This window comes from Prevotella sp. P5-64 (genome assembly GCF_002251285.1).
In the GTDB taxonomy this organism is placed as follows: domain Bacteria; phylum Bacteroidota; class Bacteroidia; order Bacteroidales; family Bacteroidaceae; genus Prevotella.
In genome coordinates, this window is the sequence record NZ_NPJK01000010.1 from 76,391 (window position 1) to 102,727 (window position 26,337).

At 51.7% G+C, this 26,337-nt stretch carries 23 protein-coding genes; 5 read left to right on the forward strand and 18 right to left on the reverse strand.

All coding sequences use genetic code 11. The annotated features are described in order from the left end of the window. Nucleotides 1-9 precede the first annotated feature (9 nt). From CIK87_RS14230 to gmd, 3 genes are all read right to left on the reverse strand, one after another. Nucleotides 10-210, reverse strand: coding sequence for a hypothetical protein (locus CIK87_RS14230; RefSeq protein ID WP_158216187.1), 201 nt, complete (start codon nt 208-210; stop codon nt 10-12). A 448-nt stretch (nt 211-658) separates the two neighbouring features. Next, complete coding sequence (locus tag CIK87_RS02855; RefSeq protein ID WP_094385290.1) at nt 659-2,005, reverse strand: GDP-L-fucose synthase; 1,347 nt, start codon at nt 2,003-2,005, stop codon at nt 659-661. Nucleotides 2,006-2,012: 7 nt separating this feature from the next. Then, the gene (gmd, locus tag CIK87_RS02860) at nt 2,013-3,125 is read right to left on the reverse strand and encodes a GDP-mannose 4,6-dehydratase (protein WP_094385292.1); all 1,113 of its coding nucleotides are present in this window, start codon (nt 3,123-3,125) and stop codon (nt 2,013-2,015) included. A gap of 696 nt (nt 3,126-3,821) precedes the next feature. On the opposite strand from gmd, the gene CIK87_RS02870 reads away from it, so the two are divergent. From CIK87_RS02870 to CIK87_RS02880, 3 genes are all read left to right on the forward strand, one after another. Next, nucleotides 3,822-5,042: an ATP/GTP-binding protein gene (locus CIK87_RS02870; protein ID WP_094385296.1), complete on the forward strand. Its 1,221-nt coding sequence runs from the start codon at nt 3,822-3,824 to the stop codon at nt 5,040-5,042. Between the two features lie 2 nt (nt 5,043-5,044). Continuing rightward, on the forward strand, nt 5,045-5,665 hold the full coding sequence (locus CIK87_RS02875; protein ID WP_094385298.1) for an RloB family protein: 621 nt from the start codon (nt 5,045-5,047) through the stop codon (nt 5,663-5,665). Between the two features lie 485 nt (nt 5,666-6,150). Then, the gene (locus CIK87_RS02880; RefSeq protein WP_094385374.1) at nt 6,151-7,440 is read left to right on the forward strand and encodes an ATP-binding protein; all 1,290 of its coding nucleotides are present in this window, start codon (nt 6,151-6,153) and stop codon (nt 7,438-7,440) included. Between the two features lie 307 nt (nt 7,441-7,747). On the opposite strand, the gene CIK87_RS02885 is transcribed toward CIK87_RS02880, so the two are convergent. The 15 genes from CIK87_RS02885 to CIK87_RS02950 all read right to left on the reverse strand — a co-directional run bounded on the left by CIK87_RS02885 (nt 7,748) and on the right by CIK87_RS02950 (nt 21,479). Continuing rightward, on the reverse strand, nt 7,748-8,977 hold the full coding sequence (locus CIK87_RS02885) for an FtsX-like permease family protein (protein ID WP_094385300.1): 1,230 nt from the start codon (nt 8,975-8,977) through the stop codon (nt 7,748-7,750). Beyond that, a complete protein-coding gene (gene rbfA / locus CIK87_RS02890) occupies nt 8,977-9,315 on the reverse strand; it encodes a 30S ribosome-binding factor RbfA (protein WP_094385302.1) in 339 nt (112 codons plus the stop codon). Before rbfA ends, CIK87_RS02885 begins: the two co-directional genes overlap by 1 nt. Continuing rightward, nucleotides 9,316-10,158 carry a glutamate racemase gene (gene murI, locus CIK87_RS02895; protein ID WP_094385304.1) on the reverse strand — a complete coding sequence of 281 codons (843 nt, stop codon included), beginning with the start codon at nt 10,156-10,158 and terminating at the stop codon, nt 9,316-9,318. Beyond that, nucleotides 10,155-10,661, reverse strand: coding sequence for an OmpH family outer membrane protein (locus CIK87_RS02900; protein WP_022309616.1), 507 nt, complete (start codon nt 10,659-10,661; stop codon nt 10,155-10,157). Before CIK87_RS02900 ends, murI begins: the two co-directional genes overlap by 4 nt. A gap of 79 nt (nt 10,662-10,740) precedes the next feature. Next, nucleotides 10,741-11,235 carry an OmpH family outer membrane protein gene (locus CIK87_RS02905; protein ID WP_022309617.1) on the reverse strand — a complete coding sequence of 165 codons (495 nt, stop codon included), beginning with the start codon at nt 11,233-11,235 and terminating at the stop codon, nt 10,741-10,743. A gap of 21 nt (nt 11,236-11,256) precedes the next feature. Beyond that, on the reverse strand, nt 11,257-11,775 hold the full coding sequence (locus tag CIK87_RS02910) for an OmpH family outer membrane protein (RefSeq protein ID WP_094385306.1): 519 nt from the start codon (nt 11,773-11,775) through the stop codon (nt 11,257-11,259). 83 nt (nt 11,776-11,858) lie between these two features. Continuing rightward, the gene (locus CIK87_RS02915; protein WP_094385376.1) at nt 11,859-14,468 is read right to left on the reverse strand and encodes an outer membrane protein assembly factor; all 2,610 of its coding nucleotides are present in this window, start codon (nt 14,466-14,468) and stop codon (nt 11,859-11,861) included. Between the two features lie 7 nt (nt 14,469-14,475). Beyond that, nucleotides 14,476-15,231: an isoprenyl transferase gene (locus tag CIK87_RS02920; RefSeq protein WP_094385309.1), complete on the reverse strand. Its 756-nt coding sequence runs from the start codon at nt 15,229-15,231 to the stop codon at nt 14,476-14,478. Then, the gene (locus tag CIK87_RS02925) at nt 15,232-15,912 is read right to left on the reverse strand and encodes a DUF6089 family protein (RefSeq protein WP_094385311.1); all 681 of its coding nucleotides are present in this window, start codon (nt 15,910-15,912) and stop codon (nt 15,232-15,234) included. 12 nt (nt 15,913-15,924) lie between these two features. Then, nucleotides 15,925-17,322, reverse strand: a complete 1,398-nt coding sequence (locus tag CIK87_RS02930; RefSeq protein WP_144008080.1) for a DUF6242 domain-containing protein — start codon at nt 17,320-17,322, stop codon at nt 15,925-15,927. 116 nt (nt 17,323-17,438) lie between these two features. Beyond that, nucleotides 17,439-17,567: a hypothetical protein gene (locus CIK87_RS14715; protein WP_256387322.1), complete on the reverse strand. Its 129-nt coding sequence runs from the start codon at nt 17,565-17,567 to the stop codon at nt 17,439-17,441. After that, on the reverse strand, nt 17,564-18,313 hold the full coding sequence (locus CIK87_RS02935; RefSeq protein ID WP_022309624.1) for a helix-turn-helix transcriptional regulator: 750 nt from the start codon (nt 18,311-18,313) through the stop codon (nt 17,564-17,566). Before CIK87_RS02935 ends, CIK87_RS14715 begins: the two co-directional genes overlap by 4 nt. Nucleotides 18,314-18,528: 215 nt before the next feature. Further along, entirely contained in the window at nt 18,529-18,972 is a 444-nt protein-coding gene (locus CIK87_RS02940) for a hypothetical protein (RefSeq protein ID WP_144008081.1), read from the reverse strand. 82 nt (nt 18,973-19,054) lie between these two features. After that, nucleotides 19,055-19,498 carry a hypothetical protein gene (locus CIK87_RS02945; protein ID WP_144008082.1) on the reverse strand — a complete coding sequence of 148 codons (444 nt, stop codon included), beginning with the start codon at nt 19,496-19,498 and terminating at the stop codon, nt 19,055-19,057. Nucleotides 19,499-19,841: 343 nt separating this feature from the next. Further along, entirely contained in the window at nt 19,842-21,479 is a 1,638-nt protein-coding gene (locus tag CIK87_RS02950; RefSeq protein WP_094385319.1) for a DUF6377 domain-containing protein, read from the reverse strand. Nucleotides 21,480-21,851: 372 nt separating this feature from the next. On the opposite strand from CIK87_RS02950, the gene CIK87_RS02955 reads away from it, so the two are divergent. Continuing rightward, nucleotides 21,852-24,797: a SusC/RagA family TonB-linked outer membrane protein gene (locus CIK87_RS02955; protein WP_371327100.1), complete on the forward strand. Its 2,946-nt coding sequence runs from the start codon at nt 21,852-21,854 to the stop codon at nt 24,795-24,797. A 13-nt stretch (nt 24,798-24,810) separates the two neighbouring features. Continuing rightward, the gene (locus CIK87_RS02960) at nt 24,811-26,304 is read left to right on the forward strand and encodes a RagB/SusD family nutrient uptake outer membrane protein (RefSeq protein WP_094385323.1); all 1,494 of its coding nucleotides are present in this window, start codon (nt 24,811-24,813) and stop codon (nt 26,302-26,304) included. Nucleotides 26,305-26,337 lie beyond the last annotated feature (33 nt).

The window sequence follows — 26,337 nt, forward strand, 5'->3', positions numbered from 1 at the left end:
AGGGTTAAGTTAATAATCAGTGTTGTCGGTATCCCAGAGATAGGTGCCTGAGTGCATGGGTGGGTTGCCACTGTCGCTTGCACTGCCACCGTTGCCGATGGAGCTTCCATCGGGACCGCTGACGGTGCCAGAGGTCACATTCATCAGCCGGGTGGAAACGCGTATGAGTTCCGCCACGGGCTTCACATAGTAGGTTTTCATCTTTTTCATTGTTATATCGGTTTAAGTGATTATCTCGCAAGTTATAATAATTCTCTCCAGACTGCAGGCCCAGGTAGGGGCGGGGCAGGATAGATGGATAGTTTGCTGCAAATATACCTATTAAAGATGTGACCGGCCATAAAAAATCGCAACATAAATTGGTATGAATCGGACATTCGCTGGTATAAATCGGACATTTTGGGAAAAATCACGATGAAATGGGCGTTTTTTGACAGTATAGAGTTGGTGAAACCGAGGAAGCATAAGCGCGCCGTGGCTGCCCACAGGGAGCGCACGGGATGGCGGAGAGCGGCGGCGAAGACCATCGATGCGGGTAGCCCACGGGGCATACAGCGCCGCCGGAAGCGCAGTGGGCGGCTCGTAACGGAAGGCACGAGCCCGCGTATCATAAGTCACGAGCCTTCGTATCAAATGTCACGTGGTCACGTATCATAAGTCACGAGCCCCGCCGGATGGTCGCGGCGCCGCTGAAGGTGGTGAGCGGCAGAACTAAAAACGGCAGCAGTGACACGTGTCGACTGCTGCCGTAGGGGTAGGGGGAAAGAGAGTGGCGGTGAGGGCACCGTGGGCGAGGGCAGCTGAGACTCTCGCGATACCAGTCGTAGAGTCGGCGCACGCCGTCTTCTATCTCCACCTTGTGGGTCCAGCCCAGCGAGTGGAGTTTGGTCACGTCGATGAGCTTGCGCATGGTGCCGTCGGGACGGGAGGCGTCGAAGTCTATGGTGCCTTCAAATCCTACAGCTTCGGCCACAAGATGGGCAAGCTGGCGGATGGTGAGCTCCTTGCCCGTGCCCACATTGATGTGGCAGTTGCGTATCTCGCCCAGTTCGGGGATGGCTCCGCCGCGACCCTCGGAGTTGTTGCGGTCTACGCGGCCGTCGGTCTTGGCGCCATAGAACACGGAGCTGTAGCGGTCTATGCCGATGATGTCGCTGAAGTCGACATGGAGCAGCACGTGGACGCTGGCGTCGGCCATGTCTTCGCTCCAGAGAAACTCGCGCAAGGGTGAGCCTGTGCCCCAGAGCACCACGCGGTTGTCGTAGATGCCGTAGTAGGCGAGCGCACGGAGAATGCGGTCGGGCTGGCTGTGGCCGTCTACGTTGCCCTCGCCGATGATGTCGCGCAGGGCGTCGGTGGGGTTGATGGGGCGCTTGTCCATATCGCGTGCTATGCTGTGCCAGTCGCCCTCGTGGATGAGCTTGGCGAGGTAGACCTTACGCATCATGGCTGGCATGACATGCGAATTTTCGAGGTGGAAGTTGTCGTTGGGTCCATAGAGATTGGTGGGCATCACAGCGATGAAGTTGGTGCCGTACTGGAGATTGTAGGACTCGCACATCTTGAGTCCGGCTATCTTGGCGATGGCATACTCCTCGTTGGTGTACTCCAAGGGCGAGGTGAGCAGGCAGTCCTCGCGCATGGGCTGGGGCGCCTGCTTGGGGTAGATGCAGGTGGAGCCGAGGAAGAGCAGCTTCTTGACGCCGTGGGTGTAAGCGTTTTCTATCACGTTGCACTGCATCTTCATGTTCTGCATGATGAAGTCGGCGCGGTAGAGCGAGTTGGCCATGATGCCGCCCACAAAGGCTGCGGCGAGTACCACGGCGTCGGGGCGCTCCTGGTCGAAGAAGGCCTTGACAGCCTGCTGGTCGGTGAGGTCGAGCTCGCTGTGGGTGCGGCCCACCAGATTGTGGTAGCCGCGCGACTGGAGATTGCTCCAGATGGCCGAGCCCACGAGCCCGCGGTGCCCGGCGATGTATATCTTGGCGTTCTTGTCGAGTGTCATCGGTGTGTTATTTTACGATTCCCTTTTCCAGATATTCGGCGAGGTTCATGCGCACCTTGGCGGCGGCTCCCTCAGAGGCGACCTTGGCCATATCGTGGTCTACCATGATGCGCACCAGTTCCTCGAAAGGCGTGGTGTTGGGGTTCCAGCCCAGTCGGGCGCGTGCCTTGGTGGGGTCGCCCCAGAGGTTGACCACGTCGGTGGGGCGGTAGAAGTCGGGCGACACCTCGACGAGGGTCTTGCCCACGAGAGCCTCGGGTCCGCTCACGCAGATGCCCTTCTCGTTCTCGTCCTTGCCCTCCCACTTGAGCTCGATGCCGACATAGTGGAAGGCCAGCTCGGCAAACTCGCGCACGCTGTGCTGGACGCCGGTGGCGATGACATAGTCTTCGGGCTTGGAGGCCTGGAGAATGAGCCACATGCACTCCACGTAGTCCTTGGCGTAGCCCCAGTCGCGCAGCGAGTCGAGGTTGCCCAGATAGAGCTTGTCCTGCAGGCCCTGGGCAATGCGTGCTGCGGCGAGGGTAATCTTGCGCGTCACGAAAGTCTCGCCCCGGCGCTCGCTCTCGTGGTTGAAGAGGATGCCGTTGCAGCAGAACATGTTGTAGGCGTCACGATATTCCTTGATAATCCAGTATCCGTAGAGTTTGGCGACGGCATAGGGGCTGAAGGGGTGGAAGGGCGTGTTCTCATTCTGAGGCACTTCCTCTACCTTGCCGTAGAGCTCGGATGTCGAGGCCTGGTATATCTTGCACGACTGGGCGAGTCCCACCTTGCGCACGGCTTCGATGATGCGCAGCACGCCCACGGCGTCTACATCGGCGGTGAACTCGGGTGAGTCGAAGCTCACCTGTACATGGCTCTGTGCTGCCAGGTTGTATATCTCAGTAGGGCGCACGTCTGCCACTACGCCCACGATAGACATGGAGTCGCCCAGGTCGGCATAATGGAGGTGGAAATGGGGCCGTCCTTCAAGGTGGGCTATGCGTTCACGATGGTCTACCGACGAGCGGCGGATGATGCCGTGCACGTCATAACCTTTGTCCAGCAGGAGTTCTGCCAGATACGAACCGTCTTGTCCTGTAATGCCCGTGATGAGGGCAATGTTCTGTTTGCTCATAATTACAATGTATTATTAGTTTGTTATTCCGTAGTCTCGGATGATTGCCTCCGCCGCGTCAGTGGCTTCGGCTGCTGGGTTGGGGTGCTTGGCTGTTGGGTTGGGGTGCTTGGTTGCGGTGTTGGGGTGGTTTGCTGCGGGTTGGGGTGATTGGCTGTTGGGTTGGGGTGGTTGGCTGCAGAGTGGGCAGGCCTCAGGTAGGGCTGGATGGTAGCTTTCTGCAGATAGGGTTTGCTTGGCTGCAGATTGGGCAGGCCTCCGGTAAGGCTGGATGGCAGCTTTCTGCAGATAGGGGTTGCTTGGCTGCAGAGTGGGCAGGCCTCCGGTAGGGCTGGAGGGCTTCTGCTCTCCGCCATCAGTGCTGGCCTTATCCACGAAAACCAGCCCACAGTGTGCAAAGGTAACGCTTTTAGTTGGAATAAGTATCAAAAATAAGAGGAAAATATCATTTTCCAAAGTTTTTGCAACCAGGAGAGGTAGGGAAAACACTCAGAGTAGCCCGTCTCTACGTTCTGCTCAAAGGGCTGGAGTGGCTATCATGTAGAGGGTTAGCTCATGGGAGTCCTGTTTAGCCTCTTTTGTCTTCGGGAGGGGAAAAAACAATGTGTGGAGGTCATAATAATGCGATAAACTTTTGTGATATTCAAAGAAAACACGTACATTTGCAAAAATATTACAAATATAATAGTTATCTTTATGATTGTTCAGTTTTCAGTAGCCAATTATTTGTCGTTTAAGGAAATGTCTACCCTCTCTTTGGCGACCACTAATTTGAAGGAGACAGCGATATCCGAAACCGACTCTATGACGGAAATGGGAGGTGCTATCCCTGCGGTGCTTCATGGAGCTGCCATTTATGGAGCCAATGCCTCGGGCAAATCCAATTTTGCCAAGGCGTTTGCAACATTCAAGTGGCTTGTCATCAATTCAATCAAAGAACTGCAAGCTGGAGACGCTCTGGATGTGGAGAGCTTCATGCTCAATGACACGACAGCCAAGGAGCCCTCTATCTTTGAAATTGTGTTTTGCAATGTAGACTATATTTTCCGTTATGGTTTTGAGGTTGACGGCGTTAAGGTGCATAAGGAGTGGCTGTATCGTAGAAACAACAAGAAGCGTGCTAAAGAAGTGGAGTTGTGGTATCGCGAGGGTGATATCTACAATGTCCATCCTTCGTGCGCAATAGCGAAAAGCGTTGTAGCCAACAAGATGGTGCGTGACAATGCGCTGCTTGTTTCGGTGGCTGCACAGTTCAATGATGAGACGGCTGTCAGCATCGTTGACTGGTTGAACGACACATCAATCATCACCAGTCATGATGATGAAGTGATGTGGAAACGGGCTGCCATCAAACTGGATGACCAGAAGATGCGTAAGCGCATCGTTGACTTCTCGCGCTATGCCGACTTGGGTATAGAGGATATATATAAGGTGAATGATGAAGTGGTCAGCAGTCATATACAGTATGACGATGATGGTCGGGAAACGCAGAGAGTTTCATTCCCATTTGAAAGCAACGAGTCGGAAGGAACGGTGAAATATTTCCAGTTGGCGTATCCCATTATTGACGCGCTGGATAATGGTAAACGCCTGGTGATAGACGAGATAGACAGCAAGATGCACCCCATGTTGACGAGCAAAATCATAGAGTTGTTCAACACGAAGGCAACCAATCCTAATCATGCCCAGCTGATATTCACCATCCATGATACCAATATTCTGAGTGCCAAGATACTCAGAAGGGACCAGGTGTGGTTTGCGCAAAAAGATATGTACGGTGCTACCAAGCTATATTCCCTTGCCGACTACAAGGTGAGAAACAATGCGTCTTTCGAGAAGGAATATCTTGAGGGCAAATATGGTGGAACGCCCATTGTCGGTGACTTCTCCAAGTTGTTTGTCAATGAGGAGGACTGACAATGGCAAACTATAATCCGAGAAAGGAACGGAGCCTGAAGCGCCGTACCAGTTACAGAGATATCAAGCAATCGTTCTTGATAATCTGTGAAGGTGAGAATACTGAGCCAGACTATTTCAATGCTTTCCGATTGACCTCCGCTTCGGTAAAGGCACTGGGAAAAGGGAAGAACACCATCAAACTTGTTGAAGAAGCGGTAATCATCAGGGATGAAGAACGACGAAAAGGCCATGTCTTTGACCAATATTGGGTGGTGTTTGACAAGGATGATTTCCCAAGCCATGACTTCAATGAAGCCATACGTCTGGCGGAGTCCAATGGATTTCAGGTTGCCTATAGTAATCAGGCATTTGAGTATTGGTTTCTGCTGCATTTCAATATCTACCGTGGCTATATCCACCGAAATGACTACGAGCAAATGCTCAGCCAACAGATGAAGGTCAAGTATAGCAAGAAGGGTAGCTTCACGAACAAAATATATGGATTACTGTTGCCATATCAGTCGGAAGCCATATCAAGAGCAAGAAAAATATTGGCAGAGTTTGGTCAAACGCCACCATCGCAAGCTGTATCGTCAACAACAGTGTTCAAACTCGTTGAAGAGTTGAACAGGTTTATATAAGGAGAACTGCGACTCATCTCTCCGTGTTTTCCCAAGTGACGAGTATTCCCATCATATTGTGGGCTATGGGCTTGGGTGGCATCTTCCTCTTTGCGAAAGCACGGATGATGCCTGTCGGAGGGCTACGTAATCGCAATGCCCAGCCTCTAAGAGTCGTAAAATGCCGCGCCAAGTATATCAGGTTCAGCGATAGCGCAAGGAGCAGTATGGTATCTATCGTGTCCATAAACTCCTTCTCCGTAGGGACAACTGGCGAAGATCCTCTACGCCCTCCGCCTGCTGTAGTCACCTTCAGCGATGCAATCACAACAGCCAATCAACCTCGTATCGATGGCCTCTACCGCAAAAAAACCGAACGAAATGCCACAAAAAAGCCGATTGAAATGCCACAAAAAAGCCGAACGGAATGCCACAAAAAAGCCGAATCATTTGGTAATATAAAGAAAATCACGTACTTTTGCATCAGTAACAATATTAATGTCATTATGGAATATCTACCAAGAATTGCTGACGATGTATTGAGAGAAAGGTTGGGCGCCTTTGGCGCTGTGCTCATTGAAGGCCCTAAATGGACGGGCAAGACGACCACTGCCCAGCAGCAAGCCCAAAGTGTGCTGAAACTGCAAGACCCTGATAGAAGAGAGGAGAATCTTGCAACTGCATCAACCATGCCATCATTGCTGTTGAAGGGCAAACAGCCACGCCTTATAGATGAATGGCAAGACGCTCCCATGCTCTGGGATGCGGTGCGCATTGCGGTAGACAAATCTGGTGGAATACCTGGTCAGTACATCCTTACAGGTAGTAATACGGTTGATATGGGAAAAATATACCATAGTGGAATAGGACGTATATCACGTATGAAAATGTTTCCAATGAGTCTATGGGAATCAAACGATTCATCGGGTGAAGTTTCGCTTAAACAACTGTTTGACAATCCTGATTACGATATTGATGGTGCTACCAGCAAGCTGAATATACCTGACCTTATTAGAGTGGCTTGCCGAGGTGGATGGCCTGTGGCTCTGCAAATGTCCGAGAAATCGAGCATGCTGGTCGCAAGCGACTATGTAAACAGTGTTTGCGAAGTAGATATCTCGTCTATTGACAATAAGCAGAGAAATCCTAAGATAGCCAGACAGCTAATGCGCTCATATGCACGTAATATCAGTACTTTGGCCAAGCGAACCAGTATTCTGGCTGATATTACATCTGGAGACATTACCCTGTCGATGGATACAATGGATGACTACATCAGTGTGCTTGAGAGACTTTTTGTTATCCAAGATATTGACGCCTGGTGTCCAGCTATAAGAAGCAAAACCGCCATTCGAAGTATGCCAAAGAGAGGTTTCTCTGACCCCTCTATAGCTATAGCTGCAATGGGCGTGAATGCTGAAGGACTGGAAATGCAGCTCAAGACATTCGGGTTTATCTTTGAGCAGATGTGTGCAAGAGACCTTCGTGCTTACACTCCTGGTTTTGGCAATCATTTATCCTACTATCGTGACCGTTATGGACTGGAAGCCGACTTGGTGCTTCATCTCGATGACGGGCGATATGCTCTGATAGAATGTAAGTTAGGTAGTCGGGAGATAGAAGAGGGTGCGCAGCATCTGAAAGAAATCAAAAGACTCGTGCAAGAACATAATAAGACTGAAAAGCAAGTCCAACTACGTGAGCCTGACCTGCTGATGGTTATCACCGGAGGTGAAATGGCTTATACTCGTCCTGATGGTGTCAAAGTTATTCCCCTCGCTTGCTTGAAGGACTAATCACAGGTTTTCCTTGTGCCTCTCTTCAAGGTGCGGAAGCTCAATCACACTACGGGTTAACGAGTCAGAATTTTACCTATTCCACCTCGGTAAAGTTGGGAATTGTGCCGCGTATGGCAATGCTGAAGGAGTTGAATTTATTTAGCCCAGGGTTGAGGCCAACAGTGCCTCTATCCTGGGCTTTTTCATACCCATTGGCTACTCTCATTGGGTTGCCACGAGGCTGTCGGCTTCCCTTCCAATTCCGTAGGGACTTGGGAGCGAAAGAGAGGGGAATGATGGGGATATGGGGTTGGCGGTGGCGGGATTAGCCCAACAGGCGGCGGCTGAGGTAGCGGACGGGGTACCAGACGGCGAGCCAGCCTACGGCTATGACGGTGATGAAGATGAGGGCTACATCGTCGTAGTGGACGCTGATGGGGTAGGCGTCGACGATGAAGGAGGCGTCGCTGTCGCCGAGGCGCACGAGCCCGAACTGCTGCTGGATGAAGCAGAGCAGGAGGCCGATGACGATACCCATCACTGCACCGGCGACGGAAATCATACGACCCTCGAAGAGGAAGATGCGGGCTATCTGGCTGTCGGTGGCGCCGAGATTGCGGAGGGTGACCACATCGTTTTTCTTGTCGATGATGAGCATGGAGAGCGAGCCCACGATGTTGAAGCACGCAACGATGAGGATGAAGGTGAGGAAGACGTAGGCGAAGAGCTTCTCTATCTTCATGATTTTGAAGGTGTCGTCCTGCTGCTCAAAGCGGTCCTTGACGGTGTAGCTGTCGCCGGCGATGTCGGCTATCTCGCGCTTGGCGTCGGCAATGTCGGTTTCGGGCTTGAGGCGCAGTTCGAGCGAGGAAATCATGCCCTGCTGCCCGAAGATATTGCGGGCCCAGGCGATGGGAACGATGATGTAGCGCGAGTCGTACTTGGACTGCTTGACCATGAAGAGCACGCCAGGAGAGTCGAGCGAGTCGACGACAAAACCCTGCGTGGGGTCGGCCAGGTCGAGCTGACCCTCTCTGACGGGGGCATAGATGCGCAGCGCGTCGGTCCAACGGGTGCCGAGCGTGAGCTGTTGGGCGAGCTGTACGCCCACGATGCCGTAGTTGAGGTTGGCGGCGTGGAGGCAGAATTCTCCGTCGCCGTAGAGAATGTCGGTGATGCGGGTGAGGTCGCGGAAATTGTCGTCGACACCCTTGATGGTTACCATCGCCTGCTTGTCCTGGTATACAGCCAGCGCATTGTCCTCGACACACTCGGTGGCAACATCCACATACGGCAACTGGCGTATGCGGGTGAGCAGCGGGTCGTCGGCAGGAGCCGTCTTGCCTTTGACCGGCGCAATCTCTATCTGCGGGTCAAAGCTGGTAAACAGCGTGGCCACCAGGTCGTGGAAGCCGTTGAAGGCGCTGAGCACGATGACCAGCGCCACCGTAGCCACGGCGACTCCGATGACAGAGATGAGGCTGATGACATTGATGGCGTGGGTACTCTTCTTGGAAAAGAGATAGCGCCTGGCGATGAATAACGGAAAGTTCACTATCCTTTTTTCAGAAGTTCGTCAATATGTTCGAGATAGTCGAGTGAATCGTCGATGAAGAATCTCAGCTCGGGGATGATGCGCAGCTGGTTGTGCACGCGGGTACCCAGTTCGTAGCGTATGCTCTTCTCGCTGGCGTTGATATTCTTCATTATCTCTTCGCTGCGCTCTGAGGGGAAGATGCTCAGATAAGCGGTGCAGATGCTGAGGTCGGGGCTGATGCGTACGCGGGTCACGCTCACCAGCACGCCACTGGTCTTGCGCGTCTGCGATTGGAAAATGGATGATAACTCTTTCTGCAGGAGTCGTGAAATACGGTTTTGTCTTGTTTCTTGCATTTACTCTAAATCTATATGTTCTATGTTTACGTGTTCGTGGAGGAACATCCGAGCGCCTTCGGCAAACTTGTCGGCGTTCTCGGTGGTGAGGTAGCGGCTGGTGGCGTTGCGTGTACACTTCTGCTCAATCTCGGGGTGGCGCACGAAATAGTCCTTGAGGCTACTGGCCACATACTCGCCCTGAGGGATGATGCGCACGCCGGGTGGGGTGTATTTAAGTATCTTGGGCAGCAGGATGGGGTAGTGGGTACAGCCCAGGATGATGCTGTCGATGTCGGGGTCGAGCGACATCAGCTCGTCGATGCGCTTCTTGACGAAATAGTCGGCACCGGGACTGTCGGCCTCGTTGTATTCTACGAGCGGAACCCAGAAGGGACAGGCCACGCCAGAGATGTGGATGTCGGGCCAGAGCTTGCGAATCTCCATGTCGTAGCTGTGGCTCTTCACGGTACCCTCGGTGGCGAGCAGACCCACATGGCCGTTGCGTGTGAGATGGCCGATGGCCTCTACCGTGGGGCGTATCACGCCGAGCACGCGTCGCGAGGGGTCCCACTGGGGCAGGTCGTTCTGCTGTATGGTGCGCAGAGCCTTGGCCGAGGCGGTGTTGCAGCCCAGGATAACCAGCTGGCAACCCATGCGGAAGAGCTTGAGCACCGCTTGGCGGGTGAAGTCGTAGACCACATCAAACGAGCGCGGACCGTAAGGCGCGCGAGCATTGTCGCCCAGGAACACATAGTCATACTGGGGCAGCAGCTGGCGTATGCCATGCAGGATGGTGAGTCCTCCGTAGCCCGAATCGAAGATGCCGATAGGGCCTGGAGTCATGGGCAGCCGTTCGCTCATTTCAGACACTCTTTGACCAAGGTCGTGATGTCTTCGCCAAAGGCGCTGTTGGCGTAAGGCAGATTGTCGTTGTCGGTGTTGAGGATAAACATGAATCCGCGTGCTTCGCCTATACCACGCAGGGTTTCGGCCAGCTTGGCCTTGAGGGGAGCGTAAGATTCTGTCTCAGCCTGTGCCAGCAGTCGTTTGGCCTCTTCCTTGAACGCTATATTCTTGGCTATCAGTTCCTGCAACTCCACCTGGCGCTTGCGGAGGATAGTCGGAGCAAAGTCTTTCTGACCTTCAAGAAACTGTTCATACTTCTTGTTGAACTCGTCTTCCACGCGCTTCATCTCGTTGTCATACTTCTGCTTCAGGTCGGCCAGTTTGGTCTGTGCCACAGCATACTCGGGCATGAACTTCAGCACCTCCTGATAACTGAGATAACCATACTTGATGGTAGTCTGTGCCTGTGAGATCATAGGCAGCACCAACATAACTAAGGAAAAAAGCAGCTTTCTCATATCGGTAAGTTTTGTGTATTGAGAAAAAAGGACAGGCACTCTGGCCTGCCCTGTCATTTGTGATGAATGAGTGTCTGGATTACTTGCCTACCTTGGCCTTTACTTCCTCGGTAACGTCTTTCACGTTGTCGCCGAAGAACACTACGCCAGATGTGCCAATCTCGAAGATAGAGGTATATCCGCCAGCCTTGCCTACAGCTGTGATGGCGTTCTGTACCTTGGTGAGGATTGGCTCGAGCAGTGCGTTGTTCTTTTCAGAGAGTTCCTTCTGAGCGTCTTGGTATGCCTGCTGGATTTTGGCGTTCAGACCCTGCAGCTCTTCCTCTGTCTCCTTCTGCTTGGTAGGGTTCATGGCGCTTTTAGACTTCTCGTACTCCTGAGCCTTGCGTGTCAGCTCGTCCTGCATTGACTTCAGGTCGTTTTCCTTCTGCTTGCTCAGAGCAGCCATTTCTCCCTGTGCCTTGGCATAGTCGGGCAATGACTGTACTACTACCTGGGTGTTAACTTTGCCAAACTTCTGGGCGAATACAGCCATTGGTGCGCAAAGCATCAGCATCAAAATAAGTTTTTTCATTTCGTTTGTATTTAATTGTTATTAGTTATTGTTAGCGTAACCGAGTTTCTGGAGGATTTCGTTGGAGATGTCTATCTTGGGCGAACCGAAGATGATGGCGCTGTCACTGGCGCGGTCGAGCACCAGACTGTAGCCACGCTGCTCGCTTATCTCCTTGACCACGTTGTATATCTCTTCCTGAATGGGCGACATGAGGCTCTCGCGCTTCTTGAACAGTTCGCCCTCGGGGCCGAAGTACTTCTTTTTCAGGTCGGCGGCTTCCTTCTCCTTCAGCATGATTTCCTCCTGCTTGGCGGCCTTCTGCTCTTTGGAGAGGAATACTACCTCGTTTTGGTAGTTCTTGTACATGGTGGCGGCTTGGGTGTTGAGAGCCTCCACTTCGGCCTGCCACTTCTTGCTCACCTGGTTGAGCTGCTCGTTGGCACGCTCATAGGCGGGAATGTTCTTCAGCACATACTCCATGTCCATCAGGGCAAACTTCTGTGCGTGCGCCGTGATTGCCATCAGCGCGAAGACGCATATTGCCAATATCTTCTTCATACTTTTCCTTTGCTTGGTTTATGTATGTGACGCCGACGCTGTGATGTAAGTTACAGCGCCCGCGTCGCTTTTAATGATTATTATCAGAATTCCTGACCCAGGATGAAGTGGAAGTTGCTGCCACCCTTCTTTCCGTTGATGTTGTCGTTGTCGAAACCGTAAGCCCAGTCAATACCCATCAGACCAACCATCGGGAGGAAGATGCGGACACCGATACCTGCCGAGCGTTTCATGTCGAAGGGGTTGAACTTCTTGGTGTCGGTCCATGCGTTACCGGCTTCGGCGAAGCCCAGACCGTAGATGGTGGTGTTGCCCAGCATGAAGGGGTAGCGCAGCTCCATGGTGAAGCGGTCGTAGGCGTAGCCGTTGTATGCCAGCGAACCGTTCTCATAACCACGCAGACCTACAGTCTCTTCGGCGTAGCCTGATGAGTAGCCGCTCATACCGTCACCACCCATGTAGTAGGTCTCAAAGGGCGACTTCTTGTACTTGTTGTAGCTGCCCAGCAGACCCATTTCCACGCGGGTCATCAGCACCAGACACTTCTGGCCGTTGGTCAGGGCGCTGTAGGTCTTGGCCTTGAACTTCCACTTGTGGTATTCCACCCAGCGATATTTCTCCTGCTGTTCCTGAGAGTAGGTGGCCGACTGGTAGTTGTTGGCGAGGTTCTTGTAGTCCTTGCCGTCCCACTTAGACCATGGCGGAGTGAGCGTTACCGAAGCCATAAACTCCGAACCGCGGCGGGGGAAGAGCTGGTTGTCGGTAGAGGTACGGCTCAGCGAGATGCTCAGGTTCAGGTTGTTGGCATTACCATTGGTCATGAGGAAGTAGCGCCAGTTCTTGAGCATATAGCGGGTGTAAGCCAGCGAGAGCGACAGCTGGAAGTAGTCGTCGGGCCAACGCAGACGCTTGCCCCAACCCAGCGAGAGACCAAACATCTTGACGAAGGTGTCGGGGTCATAGTAGTTCTCGTAGTTGTTGTAGTAGCTGCTGCCATAACCATACAGATAGTTGTAGTAGTTGTTCATCGCAGCACTATTATAATAGGTACTCGACACGTCGGTCTGCTTAGAGAAGAAGGCGCCGACAGAGAGCTGGATGGGGCGCTTGCCTCCAAACCAGTTGGTCGAATAGCTGGCGTTGTAGCTCTGGTAGTAGGTACCGTTGGTCTGGGCTCCCAACTGCAGCACTTCACCGTCGCCCACAGGCAGGATGCCGCGGTGCTCACGGTTCTTGTTGAAGAGGTTGCGCATCGAGAAGTTGTTCAGCTTCAGACCGATGCGGCCGATGACGCCAGTCTGTCCCCAACCCAGCGAGAACTCTATCTGGTCATTGCTCTTCTGCTCCAGATTCCAGTTGATGTCCACGGTTCCGTCCTCCACATTGGGTTGCACGTCGGGCAGCACCTTCTCGGGCTCGAAGTGACCCATGGATGCCAACTCACGCTGCGAACGCTGCAGGGCGTCCTTGGAGAAGAGGTCGCCGGGCTTGGTGCGCAGCTCTCGACGTACCACGTTTTCATACAGACGGTCGTTACCGTTGATGCGCACGTGGTTGATGTGGGCCTGCGGACCCTCCTGAATACGCATTTCGAGGTCGATGCTGTCGCCTACCACGTTGACTTCGGCAGGCACCAGGTTGTAGAACAGGTAACCCGTGTTCCAATAGTTGTTGCCCACGGCGTCCTCGTCTTCGGTGAGTCGCTTGTTCAGCAGTTTCTGGTTGTACACGTCGCCCTTGTTCATGCCCAGCACGCGGCTCAGATAGTCGGTGGTATAGACGGTGTTGCCCACCCACGAGATGTTGCGCAGATAGTACTTCTTGCCTTCATTCACCTTGATGCGTATGCTCACGTGCTTGTCGTCATGGTTCCACACGCTGTCAGAGATAATCTCGGCGTCGCGGAAACCGTACTCGTTGTATTTCTCAATCAGACGCTTCTTGTCGGCCTCCCAGCGCTCGGGGGTAAACTTCTTGGCTTTGAGGAAGCTGCTCAGCGTACCCGCCTCATGGGTCTTGGCAAAGGCGCCCTTCTTGAAGAGGCCGCCCTTGATGACCTTGGTCTTCAGCTGGTGGTTGCCCTCGATGTATATCTTGCGTACCTTCAGTTTCTCTTTCTTGTCGACCACCACGTCGAGGATTACCTGGTTCTTGCCAGCCACGTCCTCGCGCTGGTTTATGTCTATCTCGGCGTTCTTGTAGCCTTTCTCGTCAAAATACTTCTTGGCCAGAATCTTGGCACGGTCTATAGAGTTGGGCGTCACCTGCATACCTTTGAGCAGACCCAGCTTGGTCTCCATATCCTCACGCTCCGACTTCTTCAGACCGATGTAGTTGATGGTCGACACGCGCGGACGCACCTGCAGATAGATGTGCAGATAGATTTTGTCAGCTATCAGCGAGTCGGCATAGATTTTCACCTTCGAGAAGAGGCCGTGCTTCCAGTAGCGCTTCACGGCGTCGGTAATCTGTGAGCCGGGGATGTCTATCTCCTGGCCCACGGTGAGTCCGGAGATGCCGGTGAGCACGTAGTCCTCATAGTTGTCCACGCCCGACACGTTGATACCGCCGATGGTCACCGTGCGGGGCGTACCGGCATAAGTTATCTCGGGATATACGATCTTGTCCTGTGCCTGCATGGCGGCGGTCCACAAGAGGGCGGTCACCACCAGCAATACCTTATTTATATTCATTTTCATCCTACTTTTCATTTTCTACTTGTTCTTCGGTCTTGCCGTATCTGCGCTGACGCTGCTGATAGCTCTGTATGGCGCGGTGCAGGTCGTCTTCGCTGAAGTCGGGCCAATAGACATCGCTGAAATAGAGTTCAGAATAGGCTATCTGCCACAACAGATAGTTGGAGATGCGCAGCTCCCCGCCCGTGCGTATCAGCAGGTCGGGGTCGGGCATGAACGCCGTGGCGAGATGCTGGCCCACCGTCTCTTCGCTGATGGCGTCTATGATGGCAGCGTCGTCGGCCGAGCCTTTCTGCTGCAGCGCCTCGGCGGCTATCTGCTTCACGGCGTGGGTAATCTCCCAGCGTGCCGAGTAGCTCAGCGCCACCACCATAGTCATGGCGGTGTTGCCGGCGGTGTTGTCCATCACCTCCTGCAGCTTGTCCTGCACCATCTGTGGCAGACGGGCTATGTCGCCTATCACTCTGAAACGCACGTTGTTTTTCATGAAGATTTCATCTTCGAGCGATGTCAGTACCAATCCCATCAGGGCCGATATCTCATCGGCCGGACGGTTCCAGTTCTCGGTGGAGAAAGTATAGAGTGTAAGGAATTTCACACCGAGTCGGGTACATTCAGAGGTGATGCGGCGCACGGTATCTACACCTGCCTGATGGCCATAGCTGCGGGGCTTGCCACGCTCGGCAGCCCAACGTCCATTGCCATCCATGATGATAGCCACATGCTGTGGCACACGGGTTTTATCTATTTCTATTGCCATTTAGTCGTCGTTGTTACAGGTTCGACATTTGCTCTTGAAGCTATAGGTGAGGGTGAGCATCAGCCCGCTGTAGCAGTCAGTGTTCTTGAATGCTCCGCTGCTCTTGATGCCATAGGGGTCGGCCATGCCGTCGAGCTCGTCGCTCAGCGAGAAGTGCATGCTCCATTCCAGCCCCACGTTGAGGCGTTCCTTCAGTTTGTATTTGATGCCCAGGCCTATCGGTACATTGGCGGTAAACACCTTCTTCTCTCCGCCCGATACGTATGTGGCGCCTATTCCGCCGAAGACGAAGGGGGTGAGACGCTTGGCGCCGCGATAGTCGCGACCGGTGCCGTAGGGCCAGAAGTTGTATTCGTAGGTCACCGATACGTCGGTGAGCGAGCGGTCAAAGCTGTAGGCTCTCGTCGTCTCGTCGGGGTAGTAGGTCTCCACCCGCGTGGCGTCGCCCTTGAGTTTGCCCATCATGCCCATCACTCTGAACCCCATGTAGGGGTTGAGCAGTCTGCGCCACACGATGGCGCCGGCGGGCTGCATGCCCGATGTTATCTTGCCGTTGAAGTCGCCTTGGTATGACACCATCCCCACGCCGCCACCTATTTCCATCAGGTATTCGTCGTCTTGCTGTGCGCTTGCCGTGAGCGTGGCGCAGAGCATCAGGAGTGTCACCAGGCCCTTCCTCATTGTCCTTTGTCGTTATTCGCCGAAGTATGTCTTGTTCTTCGCCCAGCCCAGCCGGTTCAGTCGGCCTCGCCACAGGTTGCCTTTGCCGTCTATGAGCCACAGATAGTTCTGGCTATCGGCGGTGAAGGCAAATCTGTTGCTCTCTATGTTGAAGTTGGTGGGCAGTGCATAGAGCTTTCTGATGCGCCAGGTCATGCCGCCGTCGCTGCTGGTGTAGCATCCGCCGTAGGCTGTCGTGCCCTGGCTGTTGCCGATACCGCTGCCGCCCAGCGCCATCATGAAGTCGTCATAGTAGGTCATCTGCAGGTTGGCCAGATTGGGCAGACGGAAGCGGTTGTCGCCCGCCACGTCCATGTAGGTCCATGCCTGCTGCTCGCTGCCTTCGTCGGTCTCTTCCACCTTCGACCACACCTTGCTCGTCTTGTCTCCCGTGCCCACCATCACCACGCGGTCTGTGCCGGGGTTGGTCAGTAGGGGTCGGGCCGTCATGCTCACGTTGCCTGTGGGCAGCGAGTCGGCGGGGGTGTCCATCTTCTCGGCTGTCCAGGTGGCGCCGTCGGCCGATGCCATGATTCTGTTGTCGGTGCTCAGGGCGTAGAGGCGCTTGTTGCTGCCGCCCAGGAGTCGGCTTATCGCCGGCGTTCCCACTCGGGTCCACGTATATGCGTCGGTCGAGCAGTACACGCCGTCCTCGGCATGGGCATAGAGCTTGCCGCCCATCACGGTCATATCCTTATAGCTGTCGGCGCCCAGCTCCACATTGGGAGTAATTTCGGTCCAGCTCACCACGTGCTGCTCCTCGGCAGCATAGATGCGCAGCTGACTGTCGTCGCGGCCCACCACATAGACTTTGCCGCCCATAGCCAGGGCGCGCATGCCTGTGAGCAGCCCCATGTCGGTGCAGCCGGTAGCTATCTTCCATTCGAATACGTTGGGTTTCTGCTTGTGTATGTTCACCTTGACGGTATAGTCGCAGCTGGCGCGTCCCGACATGCTCACCATGCGCAGGGTGCGGGGCTTCGAGAAGTCCATCGAGTCGATGGTCTCAAAGGCCTGCAGCGTGTCGCTGTCTATGTTTTTCACCAGCGTTACCGAAGAGCCCTTCGATGTCACGTTGCATATTATCTTCTTGCAGTCTATGCCCACGGGCAGAGAGTCGGGGTTGTATATCTCGTGCTTGGTCTGGTCTATGTAGAATATATATTTGCTGCAGTCCAGCGTAGTCTGATACGTACTGTCTGCGCCTTTCTTCGACACTGTGTCGCGGATAATCTTCTGGGTGCCGAGTGAGAACGCAGTGATGCCCACTTGGTCAGAAAATACTATCTCTTCGTTGTCGTCACCCAAACATGAAGACACGAAGAATATAGTCGATACCAATAAGATAAAAGGTATGAACTTTCTTTTCATTACACTCTATTTTAACAATTTTGGGTGCAAATTTAATCAGAATAATTCAAAAACCACCTATCTTTAGACGATTATTAATCAAAAACCGTCTACATCTGCTGTTTTTTAAGGTTTGTTTAGGTATTATCGTGGTCTTTGCTGTGCTTTTTTCTCCTTATTATATATATAGGCAGTCTGCCCTGCGTGCCGCCCTCGTCGTCTTCGGTAGTCGTGGCAGTGTCGCCGGCCAGCCCCCGATGCATCATATCGCTTTGTATTTCACCGCAAATGCCATTGCCTCAGCCACCGTGTGCGCCCCCAGTTTCCTGAAGATGTTCTTGCGGTGCGTCGCCACCGTATACTCCGACATCCCCAAGCGCTCAGCCACCGACTTGGCTGCCTGTCCTTGGCTTAGCAACAGGAGGACGGTCTTCTCTTTGGGGCTAAGGGTAGGTACCTGCTTTTTCTCCCATTTGTCGTTCTTCGGGTTGTATGAAACAAGCTCTTTTCTTAAGATGTTGTGAATGCAGAACATGTCATGCTTTCCGTGTGGCTCAGATGTGGTTATGCCTAACATCAACCATGGACTTCCGTCTGGGGCAAATTCCAGTGGTGTACATTTGGTGCTTGGGAGATGCTTGCCGTCTATAGACATGTAGTCGTAGTTGCAATAGATGGCTATGTTTTCTTTTTCTTCTTGGCTCAGATTCTTAATGTATTGATAACAATATACAAAAGCATCTATTATTGCTTTCTTGCTATTGGGTTTGATAAACGCATCTATAAAGATGGACCCCATATTTTCAAACGCTTCTTTATTATATTCTAACCAACCGAAAGGATTAGGAGAAATATAAAGATATTTCCTCTTGAAGTTGTCGTAGATGAAAATTCCTTTATATGTGAGATTTGACAAGGTCTTGAGAACTTCGATGTGTCGTTCAGCGCGTTCATAGTCTGCATCGGTGATTCCTGCAGCCTGTATTTGGGACAACAACTCTGTATCTATCATGATTGTTTATATTAGAATTTAATGTTAATTACTCGTCCATCGCATGTGTCGAATGTGCGATGATACTCATTATAATAACGCTCTTTCTGGTAAATTATTGTTCCTGCCATCCTTTTCATAGGATGTAAATAGTTTTAGGGTAGGCTGTTGTGCCAATAGTTGGCGGCATGGTCATCCGGAATTTACCGGACAGCCATGCCGCATCATCTTTATAACTATTCTATTGCTTTGACAGTGCTGATTTTTCCATCTTTCATACCGACTTTCAGCTTGACATTACGAATGAATTTTTGTCTTTTGTCGTTCATGTCGTTATACTTATAGGTGACGGTGTAAGCACCATTGTCGTACTTGACGTTCAGGGTCTGCAGAGCCAGCGTGTCAATGCCGATGTTATCGGTTGCAAAGTCGTAGGCTATGCCTGACATGCGGTCCTTCTTGGTATCCTTGCACATTTCGGCAGAGCAATAGATGTTCATTACAGAGTCACATTTGGCAAAACTGGTTTTGTTGTCACTGATGCTGAAAGCTACAGCATACTGCTGATAGAATTCGCGCACCATCTCTACTTCGTTTGCGTCACCAGTTCCTGCCGAAACTTTCACGGCGGCCAGCACCACGCATAGCAATGCGGCCAAAAAGATACTTAATCTTTTCATAGCTGTTGTTGTTTTTTCAATTATACCACTTTTTGATACTCTGATAGCTATTACTGCTATCTAAGTCAAATCGTCTCCATGGTTATTCTATTGCTTTGACAGTGTTGATTTTTCCATCTTTCATACCGACTTTCAGCTTGGCATTACGAATGAATTTTTGTCTTTTGTCGTTCATGTCGTTATACTTATAGGTGACGGTGTAAGCACCATTGTCATACTTGACATTCAGGGTCTGCAGAGCCAGCGAGTCAATGCCGATATCGTCGGTCGCAAAATCATAGGCTATGCCTGATATGCGGTCCTTCTTGGTATCCTTGCACATTTCGGCAGAGCAATAGATGTTCATTACAGAGTCGCATTTGGCAAAACTGGTCTTGTTGTCACTGATGCTGAAAGCTACAGCATACTGCCGATAGAATTCGCGCACCTTCTCTACTTCGTTTGCGTCACCAGTTCCTGCCGAAACTTTCACGGCGGCCAGCACCACGCATAGTAATGCGGCCAAAATGATACTTAATCTTTTCATAGCCGTTGTTGTTTAGAGTCTTTTCATTGTTTTTGATTATCTATCCTTGTAATTGTTAGCTACTTTACGTATTTGCGCAGATGATGTTATTGACGCTTGCAAATTTATAACGAATTTTGACACGCTCCAAATTTTCCATATACCCTTTTTAGGGGATAAAAGTGCTGTTTTTTGGGTGTTTTTCGTCGTTTTTGTGTTTTTTCCGCGCTTTTTTTATGTTTTGAGGTGACAGAAGCGCTTTCGTGGACTATAAAAAACCGCCCGTGAAATCTATAGAATCAGTTTTTCGTTTGTAACAATTTCTTACCGTCAGTACAATGTTTGCATGTGCCGAACATTGCTGTCAGGAGTGTATTACACGGCACAGCTGCTCGACGTCGCACTCGAAAGTTTCGCGGTTAATGGCACGGCTTTTTATCGTAGAGCGATAGTTGTAGATGGTGCGAGGAGTATAGAATAGCAATGCCGCAATCTCCGAACTCTCCTTGACGCCCAACCTTATCAAAGCGTAAATGCGCAGTTCGGTGGTGAGCCGTCCCTTGTGTGGAGGCACAATCTGCTCGTCGGTCCGCAGCAGAGCGTTGAATTCGTCGACGAACGAGGGGTATAGGTCGAGGAAAGCCGTGTCGAAACTGTTCATGAACGTAGCTGCATCCTCTTCCGAAAGGCGCGACGACGATGCCGTATTGAGCAAGTCGTTGACCTGGCCTACCTTTATTTTGCGCTTCACAAGAGTCTCAAACTTGCTCAGACGGTCGATGTATTTGGCGCAAAGGTCGATGTAGAGTTTAGCCAGACGTTCGCGTCGGCTGTTTGTGTCGAGCAATCGTGAGTTGAGAGTATTAAGTTTGTCGTTGAGCGACGACAGCAGGTTGTTGCTCTCGGATAGCTCGTGTCGGTGGCGTGCCAGCAGTCGGTTTTGTCGGCTGTAGAAGTATAGCAGCACTACAACGAACGCGAATAGGATAGACACTCCGAACAATGCGAAGCGCATGATGTTGTTCTGCGATGACAGCTTTTCGCGATAGGTCGACACGATGACGGGCAGTTTCTGCGATATTTCAATGATACGCAGTCGGTTGTTGTAGTTCTTGGCGTCGTCCATAGCAAAATTGATGTAGCGCTCGGCGAGCAGAATGTTGTCGTCGCCCTTCTTGAACAGATACATTGCAAGGTCTTGCATGGCGAGGTTTTCGCGCGTACAGTTGAGCAGGTCGCTAATGCATGCACGCAGCATGTACTCCTCATACTTGTTGTTATTGTTGTTGGCGCTGTAGTTGTTGGCAATGGCATACGATGCCATGGCATACCATCGCGACTCTACGGGGGCTGTACTCAGAGTCTTGAAGTAGTGCTCCAGGGCGCGCTTGTCGTTGCGTTCCACATATATAAAATACTCACCCCAGAAGAAATTGTAGTAAGAGTCGGTAGGGCGGAGCATCGTTACAGCCTGCTTAAGGTAATTGTTGGCACGCTCGTGATAGCGTGGCGAATAGTAATAGTCGTGACAGTAGTCAGCCCAATAGGTGTAGATGAAGTAGTAGGCTATGGTATAGTCGAACCGTAGTTCGTTGTCGAGGTGAGTCGAATCAATCTCGTCAAGCAGCGCAACGGCTTCGCCATAGAGTCCGCCTATGCCCAGCAGCGACGCTTTCTTAATGCGGCATTTGTCGTGATGGAATTTGTCACCGATGCGGTCGGCAAGCGTTATAGCCTTGTCGGCATACACCATGGCAGAGTCAAATTGAAAAACGAAGTACTCATCGTACAGCTTGTCGTAAGCCGAAAGCAGCGTTTCGGGCTTTTGGCTTTTGTGTGCCATCGACTTGTAGAAGTCGATGCGTGCCTGCTTCTTGCCGTATATCTGCGTTATGTTGTCTATAATGCTGTCAATACGCTGTATAAGCTCGCCGTTGGTGTCTGCCATTGAGGAGGTGGCGGTGGCAATAAAGAGTATGATAATGGCTATGTAACGTTGCATAGAGTGAATTGTTAGTGGTTTCTATAGGCTTCTGCAAATTTACAAATTTTGCAGAAATAACATATTAGATGATTGCCTTTTTTTCTTTCCTATTCATATTTTTTCATTGATTCCCCCTTGCTTTGATAATATTATTGCTTTTCGGACGATGTACTTGGCAGTGTGAATGCGCTTTTGTAAATATCTGATTATCATATTGTTAATATTTTATTTAGTCATAGACGTGTACATATTGGGTACTTTAATGAACAACTTATGAAAATAAATTCTACATTTGCAACCGTCATAACGACACAACAACTAAAAACCAATAGTATGAACAAAACCAATCGAAAATGGATCAGCCAGATTGTTGCTTGTTCGTTTCTTGCAATGTTGCCCATAGGCGCATACGCACAGAACAATAAGACAATACATGGTGTAGTGAAGGATGCCAATGGTGAGACTATCATTGGAGCCTCCGTTGGACAAAAAGGCACTAAAAACGCCACAGTAACCAACCTTGACGGAGAATTCTCGATTTCAGTTCCCGACAATGCAGTACTCGAAATTTCGTACATCGGCTACAACAACCAACGTGTTGCCGTAGGTGGCAAGTCGTCGCTTGAAATCGTATTGACCGAAGATGTCCACAAACTCAACGAAATTGTCGTTGTAGGTTATGGCGTTATGAAGAAGAAAGACCTCACCGGAGCTGTCGGTTCGCTTGCTGCCAAGGACATAGAGAACTCGCCGGTAGCCAACATCGGACAGGCCATTCAGGGTAAGATAGCAGGATTGCAGGTTGTAGATGCCGGCAAGCCGGGCGACAACGTTACTATTAAGGTGCGCGGTATGGGTTCTATCAACAACTGCGACCCTCTTGTAGTAATAGACGGAGTGCCAACCGACCTCGGCATCAATGCCATCAACATGGCAGACGTAGAGCGTCTGGACGTGCTGAAGGACGCTTCGGCAACGGCAATATACGGTAGCCGCGGTGCCAACGGTGTCATAATGATAACCACCAAGAAGGGAAAGGAAGGCAAGGGACGCCTCTCGCTCTCTGCCAATCTTGCCGTGCAGAATGCCACACGTACTCCCGACCTGCTCAATGCAAGCCAGTATGCAGCGCTGAGCAACGACATGATGAACAATTCGGGCAACACCGCCAATCCCGAATGGGCAGATCCGTCGGCTCTTGGCAAAGGAACCGATTGGGTAGACGAGTTGTTCCGTACCGGATATATGCAGAACTACACGTTGAGTTATTCGGGTGGCAGCGACAAGGCACACTATTATGTGTCGGGAGGTATGCTCGATCAGACGGGTATTGTAAGAAGCGTCAAGTACCGCCGATTCACCTTCCAGCAGAACTCTGATGCCCAGGTGCAGCCTTGGTTGAAGATGACATCCAACATAACCATTTCGGCCGACCGCAAGCAGCAGGGCAGTTATGACATGGGCAATACATACAGAGCACTGCCCGTCTTTGCCGTTAAGGACGCCAGCGGCGAGTGGACCGGACCTGAGGGCAATTCGCTTTGGTATGGCAGCGTACGCAACCCGATCGGCCCAACCACAACCGACCGCAGCAGCACTAAGGGCTATAACCTCCTTGGCAATATCTCGGCAGAGGTGACTTTGGCTAAGTGGCTCAAGCTGAAGAGCACGTTCGGCATTGACGCCAAGTTCTGGTATAACGACAGCTATACCCCCAAGCACAACTGGAAACCCTCGCCCGTTGAGGAGAGCAGCCGCTACAAGAGCGACAACAAGTCGTTCACATATCTTTGGGACAACTATTTCATCTTCGACCATACGTTCGCCAAGAAGCATCACGTAGGACTGATGGCTGGTACATCGGCACAGTGGAACAACTTTGATTATCTTAACGCACAGAAGAACGTGTTCGCTTATGATGGCGTACACGAGATGGACAACGGCGAGAAGATGCATGCCATCGGCGGCAACGAGACCGAATGGGCGCTTATGTCGTATATGGCACGACTCAATTATGAGTATGCCGACCGCTATCTTCTTACCGCTACAGTACGCCGTGACGGCTCGTCGCGCTTCGGCCGCAACAACCGTTGGGGAACATTCCCGTCTGTATCGCTGGCATGGCGCGCTTCTGAAGAAGAGTGGTTCCCGAAGAACAATATTCTCAACGACCTCAAGATACGTGCTGGATACGGCGTTACGGGTAGTCAGGCCAGTGTGGGCAACTACAGCTATCTGGCTTCATACAACACCAGCGTATATCCGTTCGGCAAGACAGGAACAGAACAGTCGGCACTTATTTCGGCAACGCTTGCCAATCCTAACATTCATTGGGAGCAGGTGGCGCAGACCAACATTGGCTTCGATGCAGCACTCTTCAATCAGCGTGCCCGCCTCACATTCGACTATTATATAAAGAATACGACCGACATGCTCGTAAAGGCTTCCATCCCAATCACTTCGGGATTTGAGGACACAAGCACCACTTACACCAATGCCGGAAAGGTTCGCAACACGGGTTTTGAGGTTTCGCTCAATACCGTCAACATTCAGGGTCCGCTGCAGTGGGAGACAGGTATCGTCTATACATACAACCGCAACAAGATAAAGAGTCTCAACAGCGACGTGCCTTACTATATCAATCAGGTGAACAACTCGTACGTAACGATGCTCGCCAACAATCTGCCCATCAACGTGTTCTACGGTTATGTCACCGACGGAATATTCCAGAACGAGCTGGAAGTAAAAGAACACGCCATTCAGACAGGTGCCGAGCCTGGCGACATACGCTTCAAGGACCTCACCCCCGACGGTGTTATCAACGACAACGACCGCACCGTAATAGGCAATCCTAACCCCACCCACATCTTCTCGATGAGCAATACGCTCGCATGGAAGGGTCTGGAACTGTCGGTATACTTGCAGGGCGTGGCTGGCAACAAGATATTCAATGCCAACAAGATAGACCTTACGGGCATGTCGGCAGCCTACAACCAGCTCACCGACGTGCTGTCACGCTGGCATGGCGAGGGCACAAGCACCACGATGCCACGTGCCGTTTATGGCGATCCCAACCAAAACAACCGCATCAGCGACCGCTTCGTTGAGAACGGTGCATACTTGCGTCTGAAGAGCATTTCGCTCTCTTACAATGTGCCGCAGCAGTGGCTTCGTGCCCTGACACTCAATGCTGCACGCATCACATTCTCTTGCGAGAACGTGGCAACGATAACCGGATACTCAGGTTTCGACCCCGAAGTGGGTGTCAACGGAATCGACCTCTCAAGCTATCCCATCTCGCGCACGTTCAACATCGGATTAAACCTAAACTTCTAACAACTGAATCATTATGAAAAAGATATTTATTCTGGCTCTCAACATAGCGCTTGTAGGCTCGATGTGTTCATGCAGCGACTTCCTCGACCGTGAGCCTAAGAACACAGTCGACCCCGAAACGACGGTCGACGAGGACGTGGCGGTGTCGATGGCAAATGCCTGCTATCGTACACTCCAGTCGTCGAATATGTACAATCAACGTCTGTGGACACTCGACATCGTTGCTGGTAACAGCATAGTAGGCGCTGGTGGAGGTACCGACGGCATTGAGACCGTTCAGGCTTCCAACTTCACCACGCAGAGCGATAATGGTATGGCGCTGTACATGTGGCGCTCGCCTTGGGTCGGTATCGGACAGTGCAACATCCTCATCAATGCTCTCGAAGACAAGAATCCGGAAAAGGGCACCATTTTGGGACGTTCGCTCGGTGAGGCTTACTTCCTCCGTGCACATTATTATTATATACTTGTACGCTTGTATGGTGGGGTACCTCTGCGTCTGAAGCCGTTCAATCCAGGCGAGAGCACGGACATAGCACGTGCTTCAGTTGACGAGGTTTACAAACAGATAATTGACGATACCAATCGCGCAGCCGATCTGCTTCCTGCCAAAAGCCAGCTTGATAACGACAATCTTGGACGTGCTACGAAGGACGCAGCCTATACAATGCTCGCCGATATATACCTCACACTCGCTCCCGACAACAATGAATACTATCAGAAGGTTGTGAGCCTGTGCGACGATGTGACAGCTCTTGGCTACGATCTAAGCCAATGCACGTACGAATCAAACTTTGACGCTACCATCAACAATGGTCCTGAGTCAATCTTCGAAGTGCAGTTCTCTGGCAATACCGAATACGATTTTTGGGGAAACAATCCGCAGTCGAGCTGGCTGTCGACATTCATGGGACCACGAAACTCCAACTTTGTGGCAGGATCTTACGGATGGAACCTGCCTACAGAAGAGTTCATGTCGCAGTATGAGGAAGGCGACAAGCGCAAGGACCTTACCGTATTGTATGATGGATGTCCCGATTTTGACGGCATGACATACAAGAGCAGCTACTCAACTACCGGATATAACGTGCGCAAGTTTCTCGTTTCAAAGAGCGTATCACCAGAATATAACACCAATCCTGCCAACTTTGTGGTGTATCGCTATGCCGATGTGCTGCTTATGAAGGCTGAGGCTCTCAACGAGCAGGGCAAGACTGCTGAGGCAGCCGAGCCTCTTAACATTGTCCGTCATCGTGCCGGACTGCCTGGAGTGAGTGGATTGTCGCAGGAAGCTATGCGCGAAAAGATCATACACGAACGTCGTATTGAACTGGCGTTTGAGGGCCATCGCTGGTTTGACATGATACGCTTGCAGCATGGCGACTATGCCGTGAAGTTCCTCAAGTCCATCGGAAAGTCGCGCGTCACAAAGGAACGCCTGCTCTTCCCCATCCCGCAGACGGAGAGAGACGCCAACAAGCTGATGACACAGAACCCTGGATATTAAAGGTCAAGAAACATTATAAACAATAAAAAAAGA